We start from the raw sequence: 17,832 nt of genomic DNA, 5'->3' as shown, positions 1-17,832 counted from the left end.
AAGCTACAAGCTGCAAGCTCTAAGCTTGCGGCTTGCAGCTTGTAGCTTGTAGCTGCCTCTCCCCCAGCAAGCGCACGAAGTGGGTCAGGCTGCGCGAGACCGTGCCGCGGCGCCAGATCAGCCAGGTCTGCAGGAAACGGAACGGCTGCGCCAGCTGCCAGATGCTCACCGTGCCGCAGCCCGGCATGCTTTCGAGCATGCTGCGCGGCATCAGCGCCAGGCCGGCGCCGGCACTGACGCAGGCCAGCATGCCGTGGTAGGACTCCATCTCGTGGATCTTGCCGGGTACCGCGGCATCCTCGCTGAACCAGCGCTCGAAGTGATGGCGGTACGAGCAATTGGCGCGAAAGGCGTAGATGCTCTCGCCGTTGACGTCGCGCCCGCGGGTGATGGGCGCATGCCCCAGCGGCGCGATGATGACCATTTCCTCGTCGAACACCGGCACCCCTTCCAGGCTCGGGTGCAGCACCGGGCCATCGACGAAGGCCGCCGTCAGGCGCCCGGACAGCACGCCATCGATCATGGTCCCGGAGGGGCCGGTGGACAGGTCCAGCTCGACCTTGACGTGCTTCTGGTTGTAGGCCGCCAGCAATGCCGGAATCCGCACCGCCGCCGTGCTCTCCAGGGAGCCCAGGGAAAACGGTCCTTGCGGTTCTTCCCCGGCCACCGTCAGCCGCGCTTCCTGCACCAGGTCGAGAATCCGCCGGGCGTAATCGAGGAAACTCCAGCCGGCCGGCGACAGGCGCAGGCGGCTTTTCTCGCGGATAAACAGCTCCACGCCCAGGTCCTGCTCCAGCTGCTTGATCCGCGTGGTCAGGTTGGAAGGCACCCGGTGGATGAGTTGCGCCGCCGCACTGATGCTGCCCTGCTCGGCCACCGCCTTGAAGATTTCCAGCTGCACCAGATCCATCTCATTCTCCAAACGTGAAAGATATGCTCTTTATTATTCAGTTTTCATAAGCCATGTACCAGCCTAACCTGCAGCCATTCCTCAGCCCACAGGACGCTGCCATGACCACGGTTTCCAGCCAGACCCACGCCCTTTCGATCAACCCCGCCACGGGCGAGCAGATCGCTCATTACCGCTATGAATCCGCCGAGGCGCTGGACGCCGCCCTCGCCCGCGCCGCCACTGCCGCCGCCCAATGGCGCCGCAGCAGCCTGGAACAACGCTCGACCCTGTTGCTCGCCCTGGCCAAGGCCCTGCGCGACAATGGCGAGAACCTGGCCCGCAGCATCACCCTGGAAATGGGCAAGCCGATTGCCCAGGCCCGCGGCGAGATCGAGAAGTGCGCGCAGCTCTGCGAGTGGTACGCCGCCGAAGGCCCGGCGATGCTCGCCCCCGAGCCGGCCCCGGTGCCGAGCGGCAAGGCGCGCATCGAATACCGGCCGCTGGGCCCGATCCTCGCGGTGATGCCGTGGAACTTCCCGATCTGGCAGGTGCTGCGCGGCGCGGTGCCGGCGCTGATCGCCGGCAACACCTATGTGCTCAAGCATGCGCCGAACGTCATGGGCAGCGCCTACCTGCTGCTGGAAGCCTTCCAGCGCGCCGGTTTCCCGCAAGGCGTGTTCGAGGTGATCAACGTCACCCCGGACGGCGTCTCCCGGGCCATCGCCGACCCCCGGATCGCCGCCGTGACCCTTACCGGCAGCGTGCGCGCCGGCATCGCCATCGGCGCCCAGGCCGGCGCGGCCCTGAAGAAATGCGTGCTCGAACTGGGCGGTTCCGACCCCTTTATCGTGCTCAACGACGCCGACCTGGATGCCGCCGTGCAAGCCGCGGTCATTGGCCGCTACCAGAACACCGGGCAGGTCTGCGCCGCCGCCAAGCGCCTGATCGTCGAGCAAGGGGTGGTCGAAGCCTTTACCGAGAAGTTCGTCGCCGCCACTCGCCAGTTGCAGGTGGGCGATCCGCTGGCCAATGACACCTATATCGGCCCGATGGCGCGTTTCGACCTGCGCGACGAGCTGGACGAGCAGGTGCAGGCCACCTTGAGCGAAGGCGCGACCCTGCTGCTGGGCGGCGCCAAGGCCGAGGGCCCGGGCAACTTCTATCAGCCTACGGTGCTGGCTGGTGTCACCGACCGGATGACCTCGTTCAAGCAGGAACTGTTCGGCCCGGTGGCCTCGATCATTACGGCGCGGGATGCACAACACGCCCTGGAACTGGCCAACGACAGCGAGTTCGGCCTGGCCTCGACCATTTATACCCAGGACCTGGCCCTGGCCGAGCGCCTGACCGCCGAGCTGGAAACCGGCGGCGTGTTCATCAACGGCTATTGCGCCAGCGATCCACGGGTGACCTTCGGCGGCGTGAAGAAGAGTGGTTTCGGCCGCGAGCTGTCGCACTTCGGCGTCCGCGAATTCTGCAACGCGCAGACGGTGTGGCTGGATCGCAACTGATCCTCCCCCTTCCCACTGTAGGAGCGAGCTTGCTCGCGATGGACGTAAGAACGCCGCGTTTATCCAGGCAACACGCGGAATCGTTCACGACCATCGCGAGCAAGCTCGCTCCTACAGTCGATCTCCTGTTCTGCCTCGGTCTGCGCAACGTCTCAGCGGCGGTCATCGGACAGTGGCGTCGGCTCGTTCGGTGCCGGCAGGTCGGGGTCCATCGGCCGCTCCCTGTCATCGTCACGCCGCTTATCGCGTTCGGCACCGCCGTTGACGTTGGGGTCGATCACCGGGTCGTGCCGGCGGGCGGGTTGCAGTGGGTCGGGTTCAGGCGTACGGGGCTCGCTGGGGTCATGCATCGACGGGTTCATGGTGCACCTCACGGCAGGCCCGGTGAATCCGGGCCTTACTCCGTTAGGCACTGGACCGGACCATCGGGTGCGAGGCAATGGATGAGCGGTCGCCCGGCCTCCTGGCCAGGCATGCGCTCGGCGAAACTTTCGCCGCCGCCCGGGCTCAATCGTAGAGCCAGGTCACGCACCGTGGCCAAGACTGGGAGGCCGTCCGATGACCGAGCACATCGTGCATTTTCACTGCCAGATCGACCAAGGCACCACCGAACGCTTTCGCGACAGTTGCCTGGAAGCCATCGAGCAAGGCGCCACCTCGCTGCTGCTGAATCTGTCCACCACCGGCGGCAGCACCAACTTCGGCTTCACCCTCTACACCTTTCTCAAATCGCTGCCGGTGCCGCTGTGCGCGATCAACGCGGGCAACATCGAGTCGATGGGCATCATCATGTTTCTCGCCGCCAACCGACGCATCACCACGCCGCATTCGCGCTTTCTGATCCACCCGATGAACTGGTACTTCAGCCAGAGTTCGGTGGATCACCAGCGCCTGCGCGAATACCTCTCCAGCCTGGACAACGACCTGGCGCGCTACGTGAAAATCTACGAGCTGGAAACCGCCGACGCGGCGACCCAGCTGGACATCTTCAAATGCCTGTCGGCCGAGGAAAAGGTCATTGCCGCCCATGAGTCGCTGGCCTACGGCATCGCCCACGAGGTGCGCCAGGTGGTGTTCGCCGACGACGTCAAGCACTGGAAAGTCTCGGGCGGCTGACCCGGTTGCCCCGGACGACACGGCCGCCCCGTCGCCGCGCGGGCCATGGCCTCAAGCGGTCTTTTCGTTGTCCTGTTCCGGGGTTTCGTTGCCCGGTTCGGTGGCGCCCGGTTCAGGCTCGGGGCGATTGGCCGGGCCCTTGGCGGGCTTTTTCTCATCCGCGGCCGCGGCCCGCCCGGGGTAGCCGGGCAACCCGTGGGCGTCCTGCGGTTCCAGCGGTTCGGGCGCGCGCGTGCGATCGTTCTGCGGATCGTCGCGCGAATCAACGGGCTGGCGAGTCATAAGCACCTCCGTATCGCTCCGGGCGATATTGCCCTGTCCTTGTTCGATAGCGCCGCGGGCCGCGGGTGCGAAGCAATGGACGAATGGCCACGGCACCTGCCGTACGGCTCCCCGACGGAACGTCCGGGCCTGGCGGGCGTCTTCAGTTTGAAGGCCCGCTGCTGCGAGCTGGCGAGCGTTCCTGCCTTGTACGTCCGCGCTCATGAGGATCTGTCCATGCCTGTCGTCCCGAGCCCGTTCATGATCGCCGCGCCGCTGGCCGGGCCTACCCACGCTCGAGGCAGCCTCGCTGCGCGCGCCCCGAGGCGAGCATGACTTTCATTGCCTGGGTCGCGGTCCTGGGCGCGGTGCTGCTTATCCTCGCGCTGACCTCCTCCTACCTGCGCTGGATGCCCGTGACCACCTCGGTGGTCTGCCTGGCGCTGGGGATCGCCATCGGTCCCGCCGGCCTCGGCCTGCTGCAACTGGACATCCACCAGGCCGCGGGCTGGATGGAACACCTGACCGAAGTGGCGGTGCTGTTCTCGCTGTTCGTCAGCGGCCTCAAGCTCAGGTTGCCGCTCAGCAGCCGCAGCTGGCGCATCGCCTTTGGCCTGGCCGGGCCGGTGATGTTGCTGTCGATCGCCGGGGTCGGCCTGCTGCTGCACTACGGGTTGCACATGCCCTGGGGGCCGTCGCTGCTGATCGGCGCGATCCTCGCCCCGACCGACCCGGTGCTGGCGACCCTGGTCCAGGTCAGCGACGCCAAGGACTACGACCGGGTGCGCTTCGGCCTGTCCGGCGAGGCCGGGCTGAACGACGGCGTGGCGTTTCCCTTCGTGATCCTCGGCCTGCTGCTGACCCGCCAGGGCGACGACCCCGGCGCCTGGCTCGGCGACTGGGTGGTGGTCAGCCTGCTCTGGGCGGTGCCCGCGGGGCTGCTCAGCGGCTACTGGATGGGCCGCGGCCTCGGCCACCTGACCCTGCACCAGCGGATCAAGTACGCCGACAGCACGGTCTCGCCGAATGACTACCTGACCTTCGCCCTGATCGCCCTGGCCTACGTGGTGGCGGAACTGATCCAGGGCTACGGCTTTCTCGCGGTGTTCGCCGCCGCCCTGGGTTTGCGCCAGGCCGAGGTGCATTCCAGCGACCATGCCCGGGCGCCGGCCGAACACCTGGTACAGCCGGTGGTCGGCCACCAGCATGTTGATCCGGCGCAGGCGGTGCATGGCGACGTCGAGGCCCTGCAGGAAAGCCAGGTCGCGGCAGGCATCATGCTCGGCGACATGCTGGCCTTCGGCGGCCTGGTGGAACGGGCCATGGAAGTGTTCCTGGTGACCCTGCTCGGCGTGGTGCTGATCGCCCATTGGGACTGGCATGCGCTGACCGTCGGCGCCCTGCTGTTCCTGCTGATCCGCCCGCTGAGCGTATTGCTGATCCCCTGGGGCCGCCTGCTCGACGGTCGCCAGCGCCTGCTGCTGGGCTGGTTCGGCATCCGCGGCATCGGTAGCCTCTATTACCTGTTCTATGCCCTCAACCACGACCTCGACCCGGCGCTGGCCGATGCCAGCGCCAACCTCACCCTGTCGGTGGTGGCCCTGAGCATCCTGGCCCACGGCCTCAGTACCCAACCGATGCTCGCCCGCTACGAGCACCATAAAAAACGCCGGCGAAGCTGACGGGCCATGGGCATGAACGCGCTGGCCGGGGCCGGAATGAATGCGTCCCCTCGCGGCCTATCCATTCGTCGTCCCGCAGGAAACTTTTTCAAACTTTCGTTTGCGCTTCGTTTCCCAATCTTGCGAGGTGTCAAATCGCTCACTACCGAGGATTGAAAAAATGGCTACCAGCGGAAAAAACCCACTCATGGGCAACAAGGACACTCAAAAACCCTCCCCCGCCGGCAAGAAATCCGGTGGCCAGGGCTCGGGTGGCAACGTCCCCGCCGATCGGCAAAAAGCCCCTGACGCCGGCAAGAAAGGTGGCGCCCAAGGCTCCGGCGGCGGCACCCGCAAAGCCTGATGCCCATGGCCGGAGCGTTGTCCCTGACACGCTCCGGCTTTTGCACGAACAATCCCTCTCACCGGCCTGTCCGGCCCGCTGATCGTCACGCGCGACACGCTATGCTTGCGCCACGGCAGAACCCCGTTAAAAAGCCTTGGATGAACAACAGCGGATGAAAATAGGCCTGATCTCCGACACCCACGGTTTGCTCCGTCCCGGCGCGCTGACGGCGCTGCAGGGCTGCGCGCATATCCTGCACGCCGGTGATATCGGCGACCCGCAGATACTCGCCACCCTCGGACACCTGGCGTCGGTGACCGCGGTGTTCGGCAATGTCGACCAACCCCATGCCTGGGCCCACGCCCTGCCCCATCACCTCACCGTGCAGCTCGATGGCGTCGAGCTGCTGCTCTGCCATGTCCTGGCCGACGTGCCGAAGCCCCTGCCGCCAGGCGTGCGGGTGGTGGTCAGCGGCCACTCCCATCAGCCGCGGCTGTTCTGGCAGGACGAGGTGCTGTACATCAACCCGGGCAGCGCCGGGCCGAGGCGCTTCAAGCTGCCGGTCAGCCTGGGGTATCTGACCATCGAGGCCGGCCGGGTCGAAGGCCACCTGATCGAACTGACGGTCTAGCACCCCGGCGCCTGCCGGCCCGAGCATGACCGGCTATCGGAGCATGCCCATCGGCCGGGCTTTGCAGGGTCCACACTTAATCCAGCGATTGGCGGCGTTCATGACGAAAGCCGTGCGAAGCCACTAGGCCGGGCCGCGTTGCGCCCTCGAGCAGAAGATTCCGTACCCGGCCCCGCGCACCCGAGAAGGTGACGCGCAAGGATGGCCGAGGGCGCGCAATGCGCAGGAGAAAAGCGATGACCTTTTATGTCGTGGCTCGCCTCGACCAACTGCCCGAAGACCGCGGCACCCGGGTCCAGGTCGGCGCCGAGGCCGTGCTGCTGATTCGCACCGGCGATCAGGTCCAGGCCTACCAGGCCGACTGCCCCCATGCCGGGGCGCCGCTGGAACAGGGCGTGGTGTATCAGGGGCAACTGGTCTGCCCCTGGCACAAGGGCGCCTTTGCCTGCGCCAGCGGGCAAGTCTGCGAGCCGCCGCCCCTGGCGAGCCTCAAGCGCTACAAAGTCGACATCCGCCATGACAACCGGGTCTGGGTTGCCGACCAGCCCATGCCCGAGTCCGCCCCGCCACGGCAGGCCGACTCGCGCCGGCTGCTGGTGATCGGCGCTGGCGCCGCCGGGGCCGCCGCGGTGGCGACCCTGCGGGCCAAGGGCTTCGGCAGGAACCTGACCTGGATCGACAAGGAAGCGCGGCCCGCCTATGACCGCACGGCCCTGAGCAAATACGTGCTGGCCGGCGAGATGCCGCCCGAAGAGGTTCCCGCCCTGCTCGAGCCGGAGTTCTATCGCAAGGCCGATATACGGGTGCTCAAGGCCGAGGTCCTGCGCCTCGACCCAGGGCGGCGGCAGATCCTCTTGGCCGACGGCCTGCGCCTGGACTACGACGCGGCGCTCCTGGCCACTGGCGCCGAACCGCGCCTGCCGGCCATCGAAGGGGCCGACCTGCCAGGGGTGTTCATGCTGCGCTCGCGCGAGGATGCCGCGCGCCTCTTGGAACAGGCCCGGCCCGGTAAGCGCGTGGCGATCATCGGCGACGGCTTCATCGGCCTGGAAGTCGCCTCGGCGCTGCGCAAACGCGGGCTGATGGTGCACCTGATCGGTCGCCACCAGGTACCGCTGCAACGCCAGCTGGGAGAACGCATCGGCAGCGCCATACGGGCCCTGCATGAACAGCACGGGGTGATCTACTACGCCGCTTGCGAAGCCCGGGCCCTGGTCGGCGAAGGCCAGGTGCAACAGGTGGTCCTCGACAACGACCAGCGCATTGCCGTCGACCTGGTGCTGTTCGGCACCGGCGTCAGCCCTGCCACGACCTTCGTCGCCGGCCTCGAACGCGCCGAGGACGGCTCGCTCAAGGCCGATGCCGGCCTGGCGGTGGCCGATGGCCTGTGGGCCGCCGGCGACATCGTGAGCTTCCCCTGCGACGGCCGCACGCAGCGCATCGAACACTGGCGCGTGGCCCAGCAACAGGGCCAGCTCGCGGCGTGCAACATGCTCGGCGAACAGCTGAGTTTCAGCGTGGTGCCATTCTTCTGGACCTACTTCTACGACCAGACCTTCGAGGTGCTCGGCCACGCCCGCCGCTGGAACCAGATCGTCTTCGAGGGCGAGCCGGAGCAGTACCGCTTCATCGCCCTGCTGTGCTTCAACGAACAGGTGGAATCGGTGGTCGCCTGCGAGTACCCGCGGGCCATGGCGCTGCTGTCGCAGCGCATGCAACGGCCGCTGTCGCGCAGCGAGGCCCTGGAGCTGATCCATGGCACCCCGGAATGAAGTGGCTGGCGACAACCGCTCGGCAGCCCCATGGAACCCTGGGTAAAAGGCGACTTTCCAAATCCAGGCAAGGTCTCGATATCTCGGCCAGCGGCCGAGGCACCCAGGGCCAGGACAGCAACAGCGATGAATATCCATATGCTCGGGTGCCTTGCCGTGGCCGGCCCTATGCAGGATTAAGGAGGACGATGCATCCATGAGCAGGACAGAACGATTCAACCGGGAGCTGGCGAATAACGCCCGGCTGTTTGCCGAAGCCGACCGCCTGGATGTCCAGGCCTATGAGCTGCTTAACACCGATCATGTCGACGACGACCGCCTGGCCCTGTTCAGCCAAGCCAAGCAGTTGGCGAACGAAAAATACCTGGAAGCGCGCAACGACTGGCTGCGCATCAAGCAGTTGATGGACAGCGGCGACTGAAGCCACCGGCGCCGGCAGGGAGATCCGGGATTCAGGGTTTGCGGTTGCTGCGCAACCGATCGCAGCCTCGCAGGCTCGGCAGCGGCTACACAGACAACGCGGTTGCTGTAGCCGCTGCCGCAGGCTGCGATCGCGCTGGGCGGCATTCCGACGTAGCGCTCGCAAACCGCGCCACGGTGGAGCTGATCAGGCCTCGAGCGGACGCTTGCGCAGTTGTTCCAGCAGGACCTGGAGAGGATGTTGCAACCCCTGCCCCTCCTGGCGCTTGACCTGGCTGCGGCAGGAATAACCGTCGGCCAGCAGCCGCCCGCCCTGGCCGTGGCGCGCCACCAGCGGCTGCCAGGACTGCTGGTAGATCACCTGCGAAGTCGCCAGGTTGCGGGTCTCGTGGCCGTAGGTCCCGGACATGCCGCAGCAACCGCTGGCCAGCACCTGCAACTTCAAGCCCATGCGCGCGAACACCTGTTGCCACAGGCCGATGCTGCCCGGCTCGTTGGTCTTCTCGGTGCAGTGCGCAAGGAACTGATAGGGCTCGGCCTCGGTGTTCGGGCTCGCTTCAGCCGATGCCTCACCAGGTACTGCAGGCAGCACCCGGGCCAGCCATTCCTGCGGCAACAGCACCTCGGGCGCCTGAGCCGCACCCAGGGTCTTGCGGTATTCCTGGCGGTAAACCAGGGTCATCGCCGGGTCGAGGCCGACCAGGGGCACGCCGCTGGCCTGCAGTTTCAGCAGCGACTGCGCGTTGTAGCGCGCGGCCCGGGCAAAGGCGCCGAGGAAACCCTGGACCTGCAAGGGCTTGCCATTGGCAGCGAAAGGCGCGAGGTAGATCTGCACGCCCAGGCGCTCGATCAGCTCCAGCCACTCGGCCGCCAGCGGCGTCTCGAAGAACCGGGTAAAGGCATCCTGCACCAGGATCACGCTGCGCTGGCGCTGCTCTTCGGACAGCGTCGCCAGTTCTGCGGCGTTGGCCATGCGCACATTGCGCCGGCGGCACACCGCCTGGAAATCCAGGGTGCTGAGCAACGGGCTGTCGACCATGCCCGCCAGGTGCTTGAGGGCACGGCTGACCGGCGCCGCGCCGATCAGCGCGTTGTACAGCCGTGGCAGGCGCGCCAGATAAGGCACGCTGAACTCCAGGGAGCCGATCAGGTAATCCTTCAGCGGGCGCAGGTAACGGCCGTGGTACAGCTCGAGGAAGCGCGAGCGGAACTCCGGCACATTGACCTTGACCGGGCACTGCCCCGCGCAGGACTTGCACGCCAGGCAACCGGCCATGGCGTCGTACACCTCATGGGAGAAGTCCTCGCGCCCACCCAGCCGCGCCGCGCTGTTGTAGATGCGCCGGGCCAGGTTGGAAAGCCGCGCGCCACCGCCGTTCAGCACATCCACCCCCTGCTCGCCCTGCAGCCGCAGCCACTCGCGGATCAGCGAGGCGCGGCCCTTGGGCGAATGAATGCGGTTGCGAGTGGCCTTCCACGACGGGCACATGGCGTCGTCCGGGTCGAAGTTGTAGCAGGCGCCGTTGCCGTTGCAATGCAGGGCGCTGTCGTAGCTCTGCCAGACGCGCTCGTCGATGGTGCGATCGAGCTCGCCGCGCAGCACCACTTCGTCGACCCGGGTCAGGCGCGCCTCCGGCACCGAGGCCGGGGTGGCGATCTTGCCGGGGTTGAGCTGGTTGAACGGGTCGAACGCGGCCTTCAGCGCCTGCAACGACGGATAGAGCTCGCCGAAATAGTCCGGCACGTACTGCGAGCGCAGGCCCTTGCCGTGCTCGCCCCACAGCAGGCCACCGTGCTTGTGGGTCAGCGCCGCCACCGCATCGGAGATCGGCCGGATCAACGCCGCCTGTTCCGGGTCCTTCATGTCGAGGATCGGCCGCACGTGCAGCACGCCAGCGTCGACATGGCCGAACATGCCGTATTGCAAGCCATAACCATCGAGCAGCGCGCGGAATTCGAGGATGTAGTCCGCCAGGTTCTCCGGCGGCACCGCGGTGTCTTCGACAAAGGGCTGTGGCCGCGCTTCGCCCTGGACGTTACCCAGCATGCCGACCGCGCGCTTGCGCATGGCGTACACCTGGTTGACCGCCTGGGCGCCGATGGCCAGGGTGTGGCCGAGGCGCACCACCGAGCTGTCCTGCTGCAGGTGCCGGACAAAGGCGTCGACCCGCTGCTCCAGCTCTTCCTGGTCGTCGCCGCTGAACTCGATCAGGTTGATGCCCAGGGTCGGGGTGTCCGCCTGCTCCGGGAAATACCGCGCCACGCCGTGCCAGACAATGTCCTGCATGGCCAGCATCAACACCTTGGAATCCACAGTCTCGATCGACAGCGGTTTCAGCGCCATCAAGGCCTTGGCGTCGCGCAGCGCATCCATGAAGCCGGCGTAGCGCACGTTGACCAGGATCGAGTGCCGGGGAATCGGCAGCACATTCAGCCGCGCCTCGACGATAAAGCCCAGGGAGCCTTCGGAACCGCAGAGCACGCTGTTGAGGTTGAATTGCTCCGGACTCTCGCGCAGGTGCGCCAGGTCATAACCGGTCAGGCAGCGATTGAGCTTGGGAAAGATCGCCTCGATCAGCTCGGCCTGGTGGTCGGCGATGTCCTGGGCGCAGCGGTAGACCTCGCCGATGCGGTCGGTCCGCGCCGCCTCGTCGGTCAATTGCCGGTTGTCGATGGGCGCGCTGTCCAGGCGGCTGCCGCCCAGTAGCACGGTGCTCAGCGCCAGTACGTGGTCGCGGGTCTTGCCATAGGTGCAGCTGCCCTGCCCGCTGGCGTCGGTGTTGATCATGCCGCCGACGGTGGCGCGGTTGGAGGTCGACAGCTCCGGGGCGAAGAACAGGCCATGGGGCTTGAGGGCGGCGTTCAGCTGGTCCTTGACCACCCCGCTCTGCACCCGCACCCAGCGCTCCTCGACGTTGATCTCGAGGATCTGGTTCATGTGCCGCGACAGGTCGACCACGATGCCGTCGGTCAGCGACTGGCCGTTGGTGCCGGTGCCGCCGCCACGAGGGGTCAGCACCACCGCGCGGTGTTCCGGGCTCGCCGCCAGCCGGGCCAGCCGCTCGACGTCCGCGACATCCCGGGGAAAGACCGCGGCTTGTGGCAGCCGCTGGTAGATCGAGTTGTCGGTGGCCAGCACCGTGCGCAGGCCCAGGTCACGGGCGATCTCGCCACGAAAACCGTCGGCGGCCAGGGCGTCGAGGAAAGCCTGGTAGTGGGCCAGCGGGTCGCGTTCGGGGGCAAGCAGAGCAATCATCAAAAAGGCTTCCAGGCAGAGAAAAGGCGCAGCGGTGCATGCAAAACACGTATGCTTGCACGCAGCCCGAGGGGCGGCGGCCAGCCGAAAAAGCCTATTTTCCTGAAGCCTTGCCCCGCGGGCAAATGTATTTCATGTGCTTTTTTCATGAGTTTTATGAATGAACCCCAGACGTCTCACTCCGTCGATGTCGGTGCTGGTAGCCTTCGAGGCCGCGGCGCGGCATGGCAGCTTCACCAAGGCCGCCGAAGAACTGGCGCTGACCCAGAGCGCCGTCAGCCGCCAGGTCCAGGCCCTGGAGTCGCTGCTGGAAGTGCCGCTGTTCAGCCGTGACGGCCGGCATATCGAGCTGACCGCCGCCGGCGCCCTGTATCACCACGAACTGGCGGCGGCCCTGGCGCGGATCCGCAACGCCACTTTGCAGACCATCGCCCACAAGGCTGGCGGCGGCCCGCTGCACCTGGCGGTGCTGCCGACCTTCGGCTCGAAATGGCTGCTGCCGCGCATGCATGACTTTTACGCCAGCCATCCGGGCACCCTGGTGCATATCCATTCGCGGATCGTCACCAGCGACCTGTCGAAGGACACCGCCGACATGCACGCGATCATCTGCGCCGGCACCGGCCACTGGCCCGGCTACGAGGCCCATCGGCTGCTGTCGGAAAAGCTCACGGTGGTGGCCAGCCCCAAGGCCCTGCCCGAGCACGGCTCGATGTCCGTCGGCGACGTGGCGCAACAGTTGCTGCTGAACGTGGTGTCGCGTCCCGACGCCTGGCCCGAGTGGTTCGAGCAGAACGGCCTGCATCCGCGGGCGATGCGCATGGGCCCGGGGTTCGAGCTGACCGCGCACCTGATCCAGGCGGTGGTCGCCGGCATCGGCATCGGCCTGGTGCCGCGCATCCTGGTGCAGGACGAGATCCACAGCGGCGAGCTAGTGGCGCTGTTCGAGCCGGTGGACAGCGGTCGCAGCTATTACCTGGCCTACCCCAGCCGCTATCAGCACCTGCCATCGTTGCAGGCGTTCAGCCGCTGGCTGCTGTCGATCCCCTTTCCCGACAGCTGACAGTCGCCTCGCTCAGTCGTACTCGGCCTCCTCATGCTCGCCGAGCAGGCGCCGCTGGCGCGCCGAGGCCGCCGCCAGCACCTCGGGGTTGAAACACCAGTGCAGATAGGGCGAAAACTTCTGCGCCACCATGCGCCGGCCATAGTGCACCTGCAGCAGGTAACGGATGCGTTCGGCGCTGCTGTTCTCGCTGCCGGCATGCCACAGCTCGCTGCGAAACATCAGCGCGTCGCCGGCCTGGCACAGCACGGCCTGGGCCGTTCGGCCATGCCAATGTTCCTCGCCGGCCCGTGGCGGCCGCCCGGCGCGATGACTGCCCGGCACCACGCGGGTCGGGCACAGGTCCTGGTCGATATCGTCGAGGTACAGGTGGCAGGTACAGATCTGCATCGGCAGCTCGAATGCCGGATCGCTGAGCAGGCTGCGCGGTAGCTGCATTGCCAGGTAATCCAGGTGCAACCCCATCCCTTGAAAGCCCGGATGACAGCGCCAGGCGGTCTGGCCGATGACATGGCAATCGTCGCCCAACGCCGCCTCGGCCAGCTCGATCACCCCCGGCAGATCGAGAAACGGCAGCCACAGCGGGTCGCGGTTGAACACGCATTTGTAGTGTTCGAGCAAGCCGCTGTAGTCCCAATGCTGGGGCTTGAGGCCGTCGATGGCGTAGCGCAGCAGCTGGATCTGCAACCCGTCGAGCACGCCGGGCAGCAGCACGAACCCCTCGCTGTGCAATGCCCGCAGACGCTCGGCGGTCAGTGCTGGCAGGGGCTGGACGTGGGTCATGGCGGCTAGTCGATGGGGCCGATATTGATCAGCCGATCGCTGCCCAGCCCCGGCACCCTGGCCAGCACCCCGACCGGCGTCGCGGCGGAAAACTCGATCACATACCCCATGCCACTGCCGTCCTCCTCCATGGCCACGACCCAGCGCGCCACTTCGTCGGGGTTCAAGCTCAGCGCCTGCGCCACCCGGCGCTGGCGACGTTCCTCGAGCGTTTCGTCCAGGGCGTCGTCGTTCATCTGGCTCAACCTCCGGCGGATAACAGCCCCTCCGGACCTGGGGCGGCCCTTGCAACGGCTGTGAAAATCATTGTGGGCAAAAGTTGAACCCCGCTCACCGCGCCGTGACGAACGGCAGGCTTTATTGCCGGCTCCGGATTGCCGGTTTTGTCGCCGGCCCACAAGCGAGTTTTCTTTCAAGCGTTTCAGAAAGGGCCTAGAGCGCCGCGCCTGGGCGGCCCCCTAGCATGGGTGGCTGATCCAGACAGCGAAGCCGCCGATGCGTTTACCGACATGCGTCTACTAAAAAGCTCCGCCCCCGAGGCACGGCATGCGCAAAGTGCCCATGACGCCGAAACCCGGGTGCGCATGGCGCTGCAACGCAACAGATCGAGCATCGAAGGGTTGGAGGAGCTGCTGCGCGAGCACTACACGGTCAACAGCGACCGGGACATTCTTGCCGCCGTCAGAAACGGCGACTGGGTGCTGGTCACCGACAGTTCCGCCGCGACAACCAGCGGCAGCCTGCTCTGCCCCGTCCCTGAAGCGGACCCGGTCTACCTTCGGCCAGACCCCTGGCCCGATCCCGTTCCCCGCACCGACCTGGTCTTCGCCAAGTCCATCAGCAGCGTCCCTTGGGGCACCACCCAGGCCGGCACCGCCAGCGAGCCCGCGGGCAATTTCGGCAAGACCATGCTCATGGCATCCTCGGCGACCGAGGTCGGGCTCGGCAGGGTCGCCGGCGAGCTGCTCCTCAGGAGTTTCGCCTGGTCACTGCAGATGGCCGGCACCGCGGCCAGGACCGTCGGCGGCCCGGCGGGCCAGGTACTGCTCCTGGCCATGACCCCGACCCGACTCGGCGACGATTCCTTCTACAGCGAAGAACAACTGCGCGAGCTGCGCGCCGCCACCACCCGGGTGCGCTTCCAGTTCCGCCGCGACAGCCAGGGCGTGCTGCAAATCCACGGCATCCACACCAGCGCCCAATCGGGCCAGGACCGCGTCCCGGTGATCAAGGCCCGCTGGAACGCCGACAAAAACGCCATGCAGGCCCACCTCGGCACACTCACCATCACCTGGACACCGCACAACGGCCCGATCATCACCGCCCCGACAGCCTACCCGGGCGTGACCGACGAACTGGCCCGCCTCATGGTCCACCCCATCGCCGAAGGCGGCGACAGCCAACTCCAGGGCGCGCCCCTCGACGAGTTCAAGGTCGAAGACTGCATCATCACCTTCCCGGCAGACAGCGGCCTCCGCTCGTTGTACCTGGTCTTCGCCAAACCCATGGTCAACCCGCTGGAGGTTGGGCCGGCGAATGATCTGAGCAGTAGAAGTGCGAAGGATGGGTTGGATATTGATCACATACCGTCGCAGGCGGCGTTGAGAGAATATGTCGTTAAACTCAACCCAAACATCCTCCCGAAAAACTTAAAAAGAATCCTGCAGAACGCGCCAAGTATGGCCATTTGTAGTGGTCAACTAATCCCGGACACGACGTTAAGTTTTTTCTCGGCCTGAGCTGGGGCCAGCCCATCGTTGAACTGGTGCGGTCGAATCCAGTTGTACCGATGCATCAGATAATGACTGATGTCTCGATGCGCTTCTTGAGCCGTCATGTAGCCCACGGTCGGTATCCATTCAGTTTTCAAGCTGCGAAAAACGCGCTCCATCGGCGCATTATCCCAACAGTTTCCACGACGGCTCATGCTCTGGCGCATGCGGTAACGCCAGAGCCGTTGGCGAAACTGACGACTGCCATATTGCGATCCCTGATCTGAGTGAAACAGCAGTCCTTGAGGCCTGCCACGCTGTTCATAAGCCATGTCCAACGCCTTGATCACCAACTCAGCGTCTGGTTTATTCGACAGCGCCCAGCCCACAACTCGGCGCGCGTAGAGATCCAGAACAACAGCCAGGTAATGCCATTTTCCTTGAGCCCAGACGTAGGTGATATCGCCACACCAGACCTGATTGGGTGCCGGCACTTCAAACTCTCGATTCAAAATGTTCGGAATATCAGGCCGCTCGACCGTCGCTTGTTTGTAGGCATGTGATCCAGGTTGTTTGCTGACTAACTTCAGTTCCCGCATCAGGCCACGCACCTTGAACCGCCCAATTTGCTCGCCGTCTTCCTGCATCATCGACACGATGCTGCGGCTACCGGCGGCGCTTCGGCTTTGCGTAAACAGTTCATTGACCCGACTGCGCAACCGAAGCCGCTCAACGTCCGGAGTTCGGCGTCTGAGGCGGTGGGCGTAGTAGCACGAGCGAGTGATGTCAAAGACTGCGCAAAGCCAATCGACTGGCTCCTGGGCGCTTAACTGATCAATCAGCGTATGCGCTCGTGCTCTTCCGACATCAAGAGCGCGGTAGCCTTTTTTAAAATGGATTTCTCCCGCTCAAGGCGAGCAATGCGCGCTTCCAGTTCTTGGATTTTCTGCTGCTCAGGCGTCAGCGCTTTGCTCTGCGGAGTCACGCCGTTGCGCTCCTGCTGGAGTTGGTTAACCCAGCGACGCAACGCGGACTCGACCACCCCAAGCGAGCGGCTGGCTTCGGTATGGCTATAGCCTTGATCGAGCACGAGGCCTGCGGCCTCGCGTTTGAACTCAGCGGAAAAGGAACGACGTTGCTTGGTCATCAGACACCTCTATCTGGCGAGCATTCTCGCCTAAATGGGTGTCCGGTTTCATTAGACCACTACAATTCCACGCGAGGTGCATCAAAAGTACAGTGAGACGTACGGCGGGAGAAACACCAAGACAAAGCAGATTAAGGATGCAGCCGACCTACGGGCAGCAGTCGATAACAACCTCGACGCGCTTAAACCGTTTCTCCAAGACATGGGGTTTACCGAAGCGCAAATTGAAAATGCGCGCACCAATCTGCATAACCTTCATCAGGGACAAGGCTGGTATTGATATGAACGCCGCAATGATCGATGACCTGATTAAAAATATTGGGAGGACCTATTCCGAGTTGATCTCATCTGGAATGTATCTCCCTGGCGGGCCGCCAAAAGGTATGTTCGAGGGCGATGAGACCTCGTTCATGTCACCTGCAGCCGGAATAGATTTGGGGTTTTCAAGCACTCAGCACTTTGACTCTCTCTCTATCTACTTGCATAAGACCTCCGATGACGACTCAGTTTACGAGAATGGATTGCCGTACAAGCTCCAACGCCGAATGAACCAAGCTTGGGTAAGGTCCCATTACGGAGAGCCTTTGGAGTCAAAAGCTCCCTTCAAGATGCCAGTTCTTGGAATGACTGGCGGCTGGGATACCTACCACCTTCCCGGCACGGCAAAAAATATTAGAACGGTATTTCAATACAACATGAACATGGAAGTTGAAGGACTTGTGTTCAGGTCAAACAACAAGCCCAATGTTTAATTTTGTATAGGCAAGGCTGTTATTGATATGAATACAGCAATGATCGATAACTTGGTCAAAAGCCTCGGCCGCACTTATCCCGAAATGAATGCCTCAGGAATGTATCTCCCAGGAGGACCACCAAAAGGCATCTTTGATGACAGCGACAGGGTGACGGTGTCGCCGGAGCCAGGGGTCGAATTGGGCTTTTGGGCCAGCACTCACCGTTTTGAAAACCTATTCATTACCTTTCTTGAGGGTTTTGAAGGAGAGCCCATATACCGGGGGAGTCTTCCCTACCAGCTCAAAACGAAGATGAATCAGGCATGGGTTAAATCTCAATATGGTGAGCCGCTGGAGTCAGGAGCGCCTTATAGAGTGCCTATCTCCGGCATGACAGGCGGCTGGGATACCTATCGTTTACCAGGCATGTCCAAGAGCATCCATGTGTTGTTCAAGTACACCGTTGAAATGGAAGTGGAAGGCATCGTCTTCAGGCTGAACGAAAGATCACATGCTTAGTTTTGCAG

General features: G+C 64.6%; 18 protein-coding genes. 11 read left to right on the top strand and 7 right to left on the bottom strand.

Annotated elements, in window-relative coordinates:
• Positions 1–19 precede the first annotated feature (19 nt).
• Complete coding sequence (locus tag DK261_RS23660) at positions 20–910, bottom strand: LysR family transcriptional regulator (protein WP_028684034.1); 891 nt, start codon at positions 908–910, stop codon at positions 20–22.
• A gap of 101 nt (positions 911–1,011) precedes the next feature.
• Here DK261_RS23660 and DK261_RS23655 point away from each other — a divergent pair, with 101 nt between their 5' ends.
• Positions 1,012–2,403, top strand: a complete 1,392-nt coding sequence (locus DK261_RS23655; RefSeq protein ID WP_028684035.1) for an aldehyde dehydrogenase family protein — start codon at positions 1,012–1,014, stop codon at positions 2,401–2,403.
• Between the two features lie 152 nt (positions 2,404–2,555).
• Here DK261_RS23655 and DK261_RS23650 read toward each other — a convergent pair whose 3' ends face one another.
• Positions 2,556–2,765 (bottom strand): hypothetical protein, encoded by a 210-nt coding sequence (locus DK261_RS23650; protein WP_009049112.1) that lies wholly within the window; start codon positions 2,763–2,765, stop codon positions 2,556–2,558.
• A gap of 196 nt (positions 2,766–2,961) precedes the next feature.
• Between DK261_RS23650 and DK261_RS23645 the strand changes: the two genes are divergently transcribed.
• Positions 2,962–3,519 carry an ATP-dependent Clp protease proteolytic subunit gene (locus DK261_RS23645; RefSeq protein ID WP_028684037.1) on the top strand — a complete coding sequence of 186 codons (558 nt, stop codon included), beginning with the start codon at positions 2,962–2,964 and terminating at the stop codon, positions 3,517–3,519.
• A gap of 51 nt (positions 3,520–3,570) precedes the next feature.
• Here the strand turns inward: DK261_RS23645 and DK261_RS23640 are convergent, their stop codons facing one another.
• Positions 3,571–3,801 carry a hypothetical protein gene (locus DK261_RS23640; protein ID WP_016705208.1) on the bottom strand — a complete coding sequence of 77 codons (231 nt, stop codon included), beginning with the start codon at positions 3,799–3,801 and terminating at the stop codon, positions 3,571–3,573.
• A 311-nt stretch (positions 3,802–4,112) separates the two neighbouring features.
• Between DK261_RS23640 and DK261_RS23635 the strand changes: the two genes are divergently transcribed.
• The 5 genes from DK261_RS23635 to DK261_RS23620 all read left to right on the top strand — a co-directional run bounded on the left by DK261_RS23635 (position 4,113) and on the right by DK261_RS23620 (position 8,611).
• Positions 4,113–5,462, top strand: coding sequence for a sodium:proton antiporter (locus DK261_RS23635; RefSeq protein ID WP_053269106.1), 1,350 nt, complete (start codon positions 4,113–4,115; stop codon positions 5,460–5,462).
• A gap of 160 nt (positions 5,463–5,622) precedes the next feature.
• On the top strand, positions 5,623–5,805 hold the full coding sequence (locus DK261_RS32960; protein WP_028684040.1) for a hypothetical protein: 183 nt from the start codon (positions 5,623–5,625) through the stop codon (positions 5,803–5,805).
• Positions 5,806–5,959: 154 nt separating this feature from the next.
• On the top strand, positions 5,960–6,418 hold the full coding sequence (locus tag DK261_RS23630; RefSeq protein WP_110176553.1) for a metallophosphoesterase family protein: 459 nt from the start codon (positions 5,960–5,962) through the stop codon (positions 6,416–6,418).
• 236 nt (positions 6,419–6,654) lie between these two features.
• Positions 6,655–8,190 carry an FAD-dependent oxidoreductase gene (locus DK261_RS23625; RefSeq protein ID WP_110176551.1) on the top strand — a complete coding sequence of 512 codons (1,536 nt, stop codon included), beginning with the start codon at positions 6,655–6,657 and terminating at the stop codon, positions 8,188–8,190.
• A 196-nt stretch (positions 8,191–8,386) separates the two neighbouring features.
• Complete coding sequence (locus tag DK261_RS23620) at positions 8,387–8,611, top strand: hypothetical protein (RefSeq protein WP_028684042.1); 225 nt, start codon at positions 8,387–8,389, stop codon at positions 8,609–8,611.
• 186 nt (positions 8,612–8,797) lie between these two features.
• Here the strand turns inward: DK261_RS23620 and DK261_RS23615 are convergent, their stop codons facing one another.
• Positions 8,798–11,866 (bottom strand): FAD-binding and (Fe-S)-binding domain-containing protein, encoded by a 3,069-nt coding sequence (locus DK261_RS23615; protein ID WP_110176549.1) that lies wholly within the window; start codon positions 11,864–11,866, stop codon positions 8,798–8,800.
• Between the two features lie 160 nt (positions 11,867–12,026).
• Between DK261_RS23615 and DK261_RS23610 the strand changes: the two genes are divergently transcribed.
• Positions 12,027–12,929 (top strand): LysR substrate-binding domain-containing protein, encoded by a 903-nt coding sequence (locus DK261_RS23610; protein ID WP_038632574.1) that lies wholly within the window; start codon positions 12,027–12,029, stop codon positions 12,927–12,929.
• 12 nt (positions 12,930–12,941) lie between these two features.
• On the opposite strand, the gene DK261_RS23605 is transcribed toward DK261_RS23610, so the two are convergent.
• Positions 12,942–13,712, bottom strand: a complete 771-nt coding sequence (locus DK261_RS23605; protein ID WP_110176547.1) for a phytanoyl-CoA dioxygenase family protein — start codon at positions 13,710–13,712, stop codon at positions 12,942–12,944.
• 5 nt (positions 13,713–13,717) lie between these two features.
• Positions 13,718–13,948: a hypothetical protein gene (locus tag DK261_RS23600; RefSeq protein ID WP_009049123.1), complete on the bottom strand. Its 231-nt coding sequence runs from the start codon at positions 13,946–13,948 to the stop codon at positions 13,718–13,720.
• Positions 13,949–14,179: 231 nt separating this feature from the next.
• Between DK261_RS23600 and DK261_RS23595 the strand changes: the two genes are divergently transcribed.
• On the top strand, positions 14,180–15,451 hold the full coding sequence (locus tag DK261_RS23595; RefSeq protein WP_256597598.1) for an S-type pyocin domain-containing protein: 1,272 nt from the start codon (positions 14,180–14,182) through the stop codon (positions 15,449–15,451).
• Here the strand turns inward: DK261_RS23595 and DK261_RS23590 are convergent.
• Positions 15,409–16,571 (bottom strand): IS3 family transposase gene (locus DK261_RS23590; protein WP_110175829.1). Its coding sequence is split into 2 segments (ribosomal slippage): positions 15,409–16,316 and positions 16,316–16,571, totalling 1,164 coding nucleotides; the frame shifts between segments, so codons are not numbered across the junction. The two genes, DK261_RS23595 and DK261_RS23590, sit on opposite strands and share 43 nt — an antisense overlap.
• Before the next feature lie 281 nt (positions 16,572–16,852).
• On the opposite strand from DK261_RS23590, the gene DK261_RS23580 reads away from it, so the two are divergent.
• Together DK261_RS23580 and DK261_RS23575 are read left to right on the top strand one after the other, a co-directional pair.
• Positions 16,853–17,323 (top strand): DUF6392 family protein, encoded by a 471-nt coding sequence (locus DK261_RS23580; protein WP_110175587.1) that lies wholly within the window; start codon positions 16,853–16,855, stop codon positions 17,321–17,323.
• A gap of 27 nt (positions 17,324–17,350) precedes the next feature.
• Positions 17,351–17,824, top strand: coding sequence for a DUF6392 family protein (locus DK261_RS23575; RefSeq protein ID WP_164485927.1), 474 nt, complete (start codon positions 17,351–17,353; stop codon positions 17,822–17,824).
• The last annotated feature ends 8 nt before the right edge of the window (positions 17,825–17,832 follow it).

Origin of the sequence: Pseudomonas sp. RW409, from assembly GCF_003184125.1 — a bacterium.
GTDB lineage: Bacteria > Pseudomonadota > Gammaproteobacteria > Pseudomonadales > Pseudomonadaceae > Aquipseudomonas > Aquipseudomonas chlororaphis_I.
This window is presented reverse-complemented; position numbering and strand designations above follow the sequence as displayed.

What these genes read in the sequence shown, in the direction of transcription:
- DK261_RS23615 (WP_110176549.1), bottom strand. Translation starts at nt 11,866, where the DNA reads ATGATTGCTCTGCTTGCCCCCGAACGCGACCCGCTGGCCCACTACCAG.
- DK261_RS23645 (WP_028684037.1), top strand. Translation starts at nt 2,962, where the DNA reads ATGACCGAGCACATCGTGCATTTTCACTGCCAGATCGACCAAGGCACC.
- DK261_RS23650 (WP_009049112.1), bottom strand. Translation starts at nt 2,765, where the DNA reads ATGAACCCGTCGATGCATGACCCCAGCGAGCCCCGTACGCCTGAACCC.
- DK261_RS23660 (WP_028684034.1), bottom strand. Translation starts at nt 910, where the DNA reads ATGGATCTGGTGCAGCTGGAAATCTTCAAGGCGGTGGCCGAGCAGGGC.
- DK261_RS23580 (WP_110175587.1), top strand. Translation starts at nt 16,853, where the DNA reads ATGAACGCCGCAATGATCGATGACCTGATTAAAAATATTGGGAGGACC.
- DK261_RS23625 (WP_110176551.1), top strand. Translation starts at nt 6,655, where the DNA reads ATGACCTTTTATGTCGTGGCTCGCCTCGACCAACTGCCCGAAGACCGC.
- DK261_RS23605 (WP_110176547.1), bottom strand. Translation starts at nt 13,712, where the DNA reads ATGACCCACGTCCAGCCCCTGCCAGCACTGACCGCCGAGCGTCTGCGG.
- DK261_RS23600 (WP_009049123.1), bottom strand. Translation starts at nt 13,948, where the DNA reads ATGAACGACGACGCCCTGGACGAAACGCTCGAGGAACGTCGCCAGCGC.
- DK261_RS23640 (WP_016705208.1), bottom strand. Translation starts at nt 3,801, where the DNA reads ATGACTCGCCAGCCCGTTGATTCGCGCGACGATCCGCAGAACGATCGC.
- DK261_RS23610 (WP_038632574.1), top strand. Translation starts at nt 12,027, where the DNA reads ATGAACCCCAGACGTCTCACTCCGTCGATGTCGGTGCTGGTAGCCTTC.
- DK261_RS32960 (WP_028684040.1), top strand. Translation starts at nt 5,623, where the DNA reads ATGGCTACCAGCGGAAAAAACCCACTCATGGGCAACAAGGACACTCAA.
- DK261_RS23655 (WP_028684035.1), top strand. Translation starts at nt 1,012, where the DNA reads ATGACCACGGTTTCCAGCCAGACCCACGCCCTTTCGATCAACCCCGCC.
- DK261_RS23635 (WP_053269106.1), top strand. Translation starts at nt 4,113, where the DNA reads ATGACTTTCATTGCCTGGGTCGCGGTCCTGGGCGCGGTGCTGCTTATC.
- DK261_RS23620 (WP_028684042.1), top strand. Translation starts at nt 8,387, where the DNA reads ATGAGCAGGACAGAACGATTCAACCGGGAGCTGGCGAATAACGCCCGG.
- DK261_RS23575 (WP_164485927.1), top strand. Translation starts at nt 17,351, where the DNA reads ATGAATACAGCAATGATCGATAACTTGGTCAAAAGCCTCGGCCGCACT.
- DK261_RS23630 (WP_110176553.1), top strand. Translation starts at nt 5,960, where the DNA reads ATGAAAATAGGCCTGATCTCCGACACCCACGGTTTGCTCCGTCCCGGC.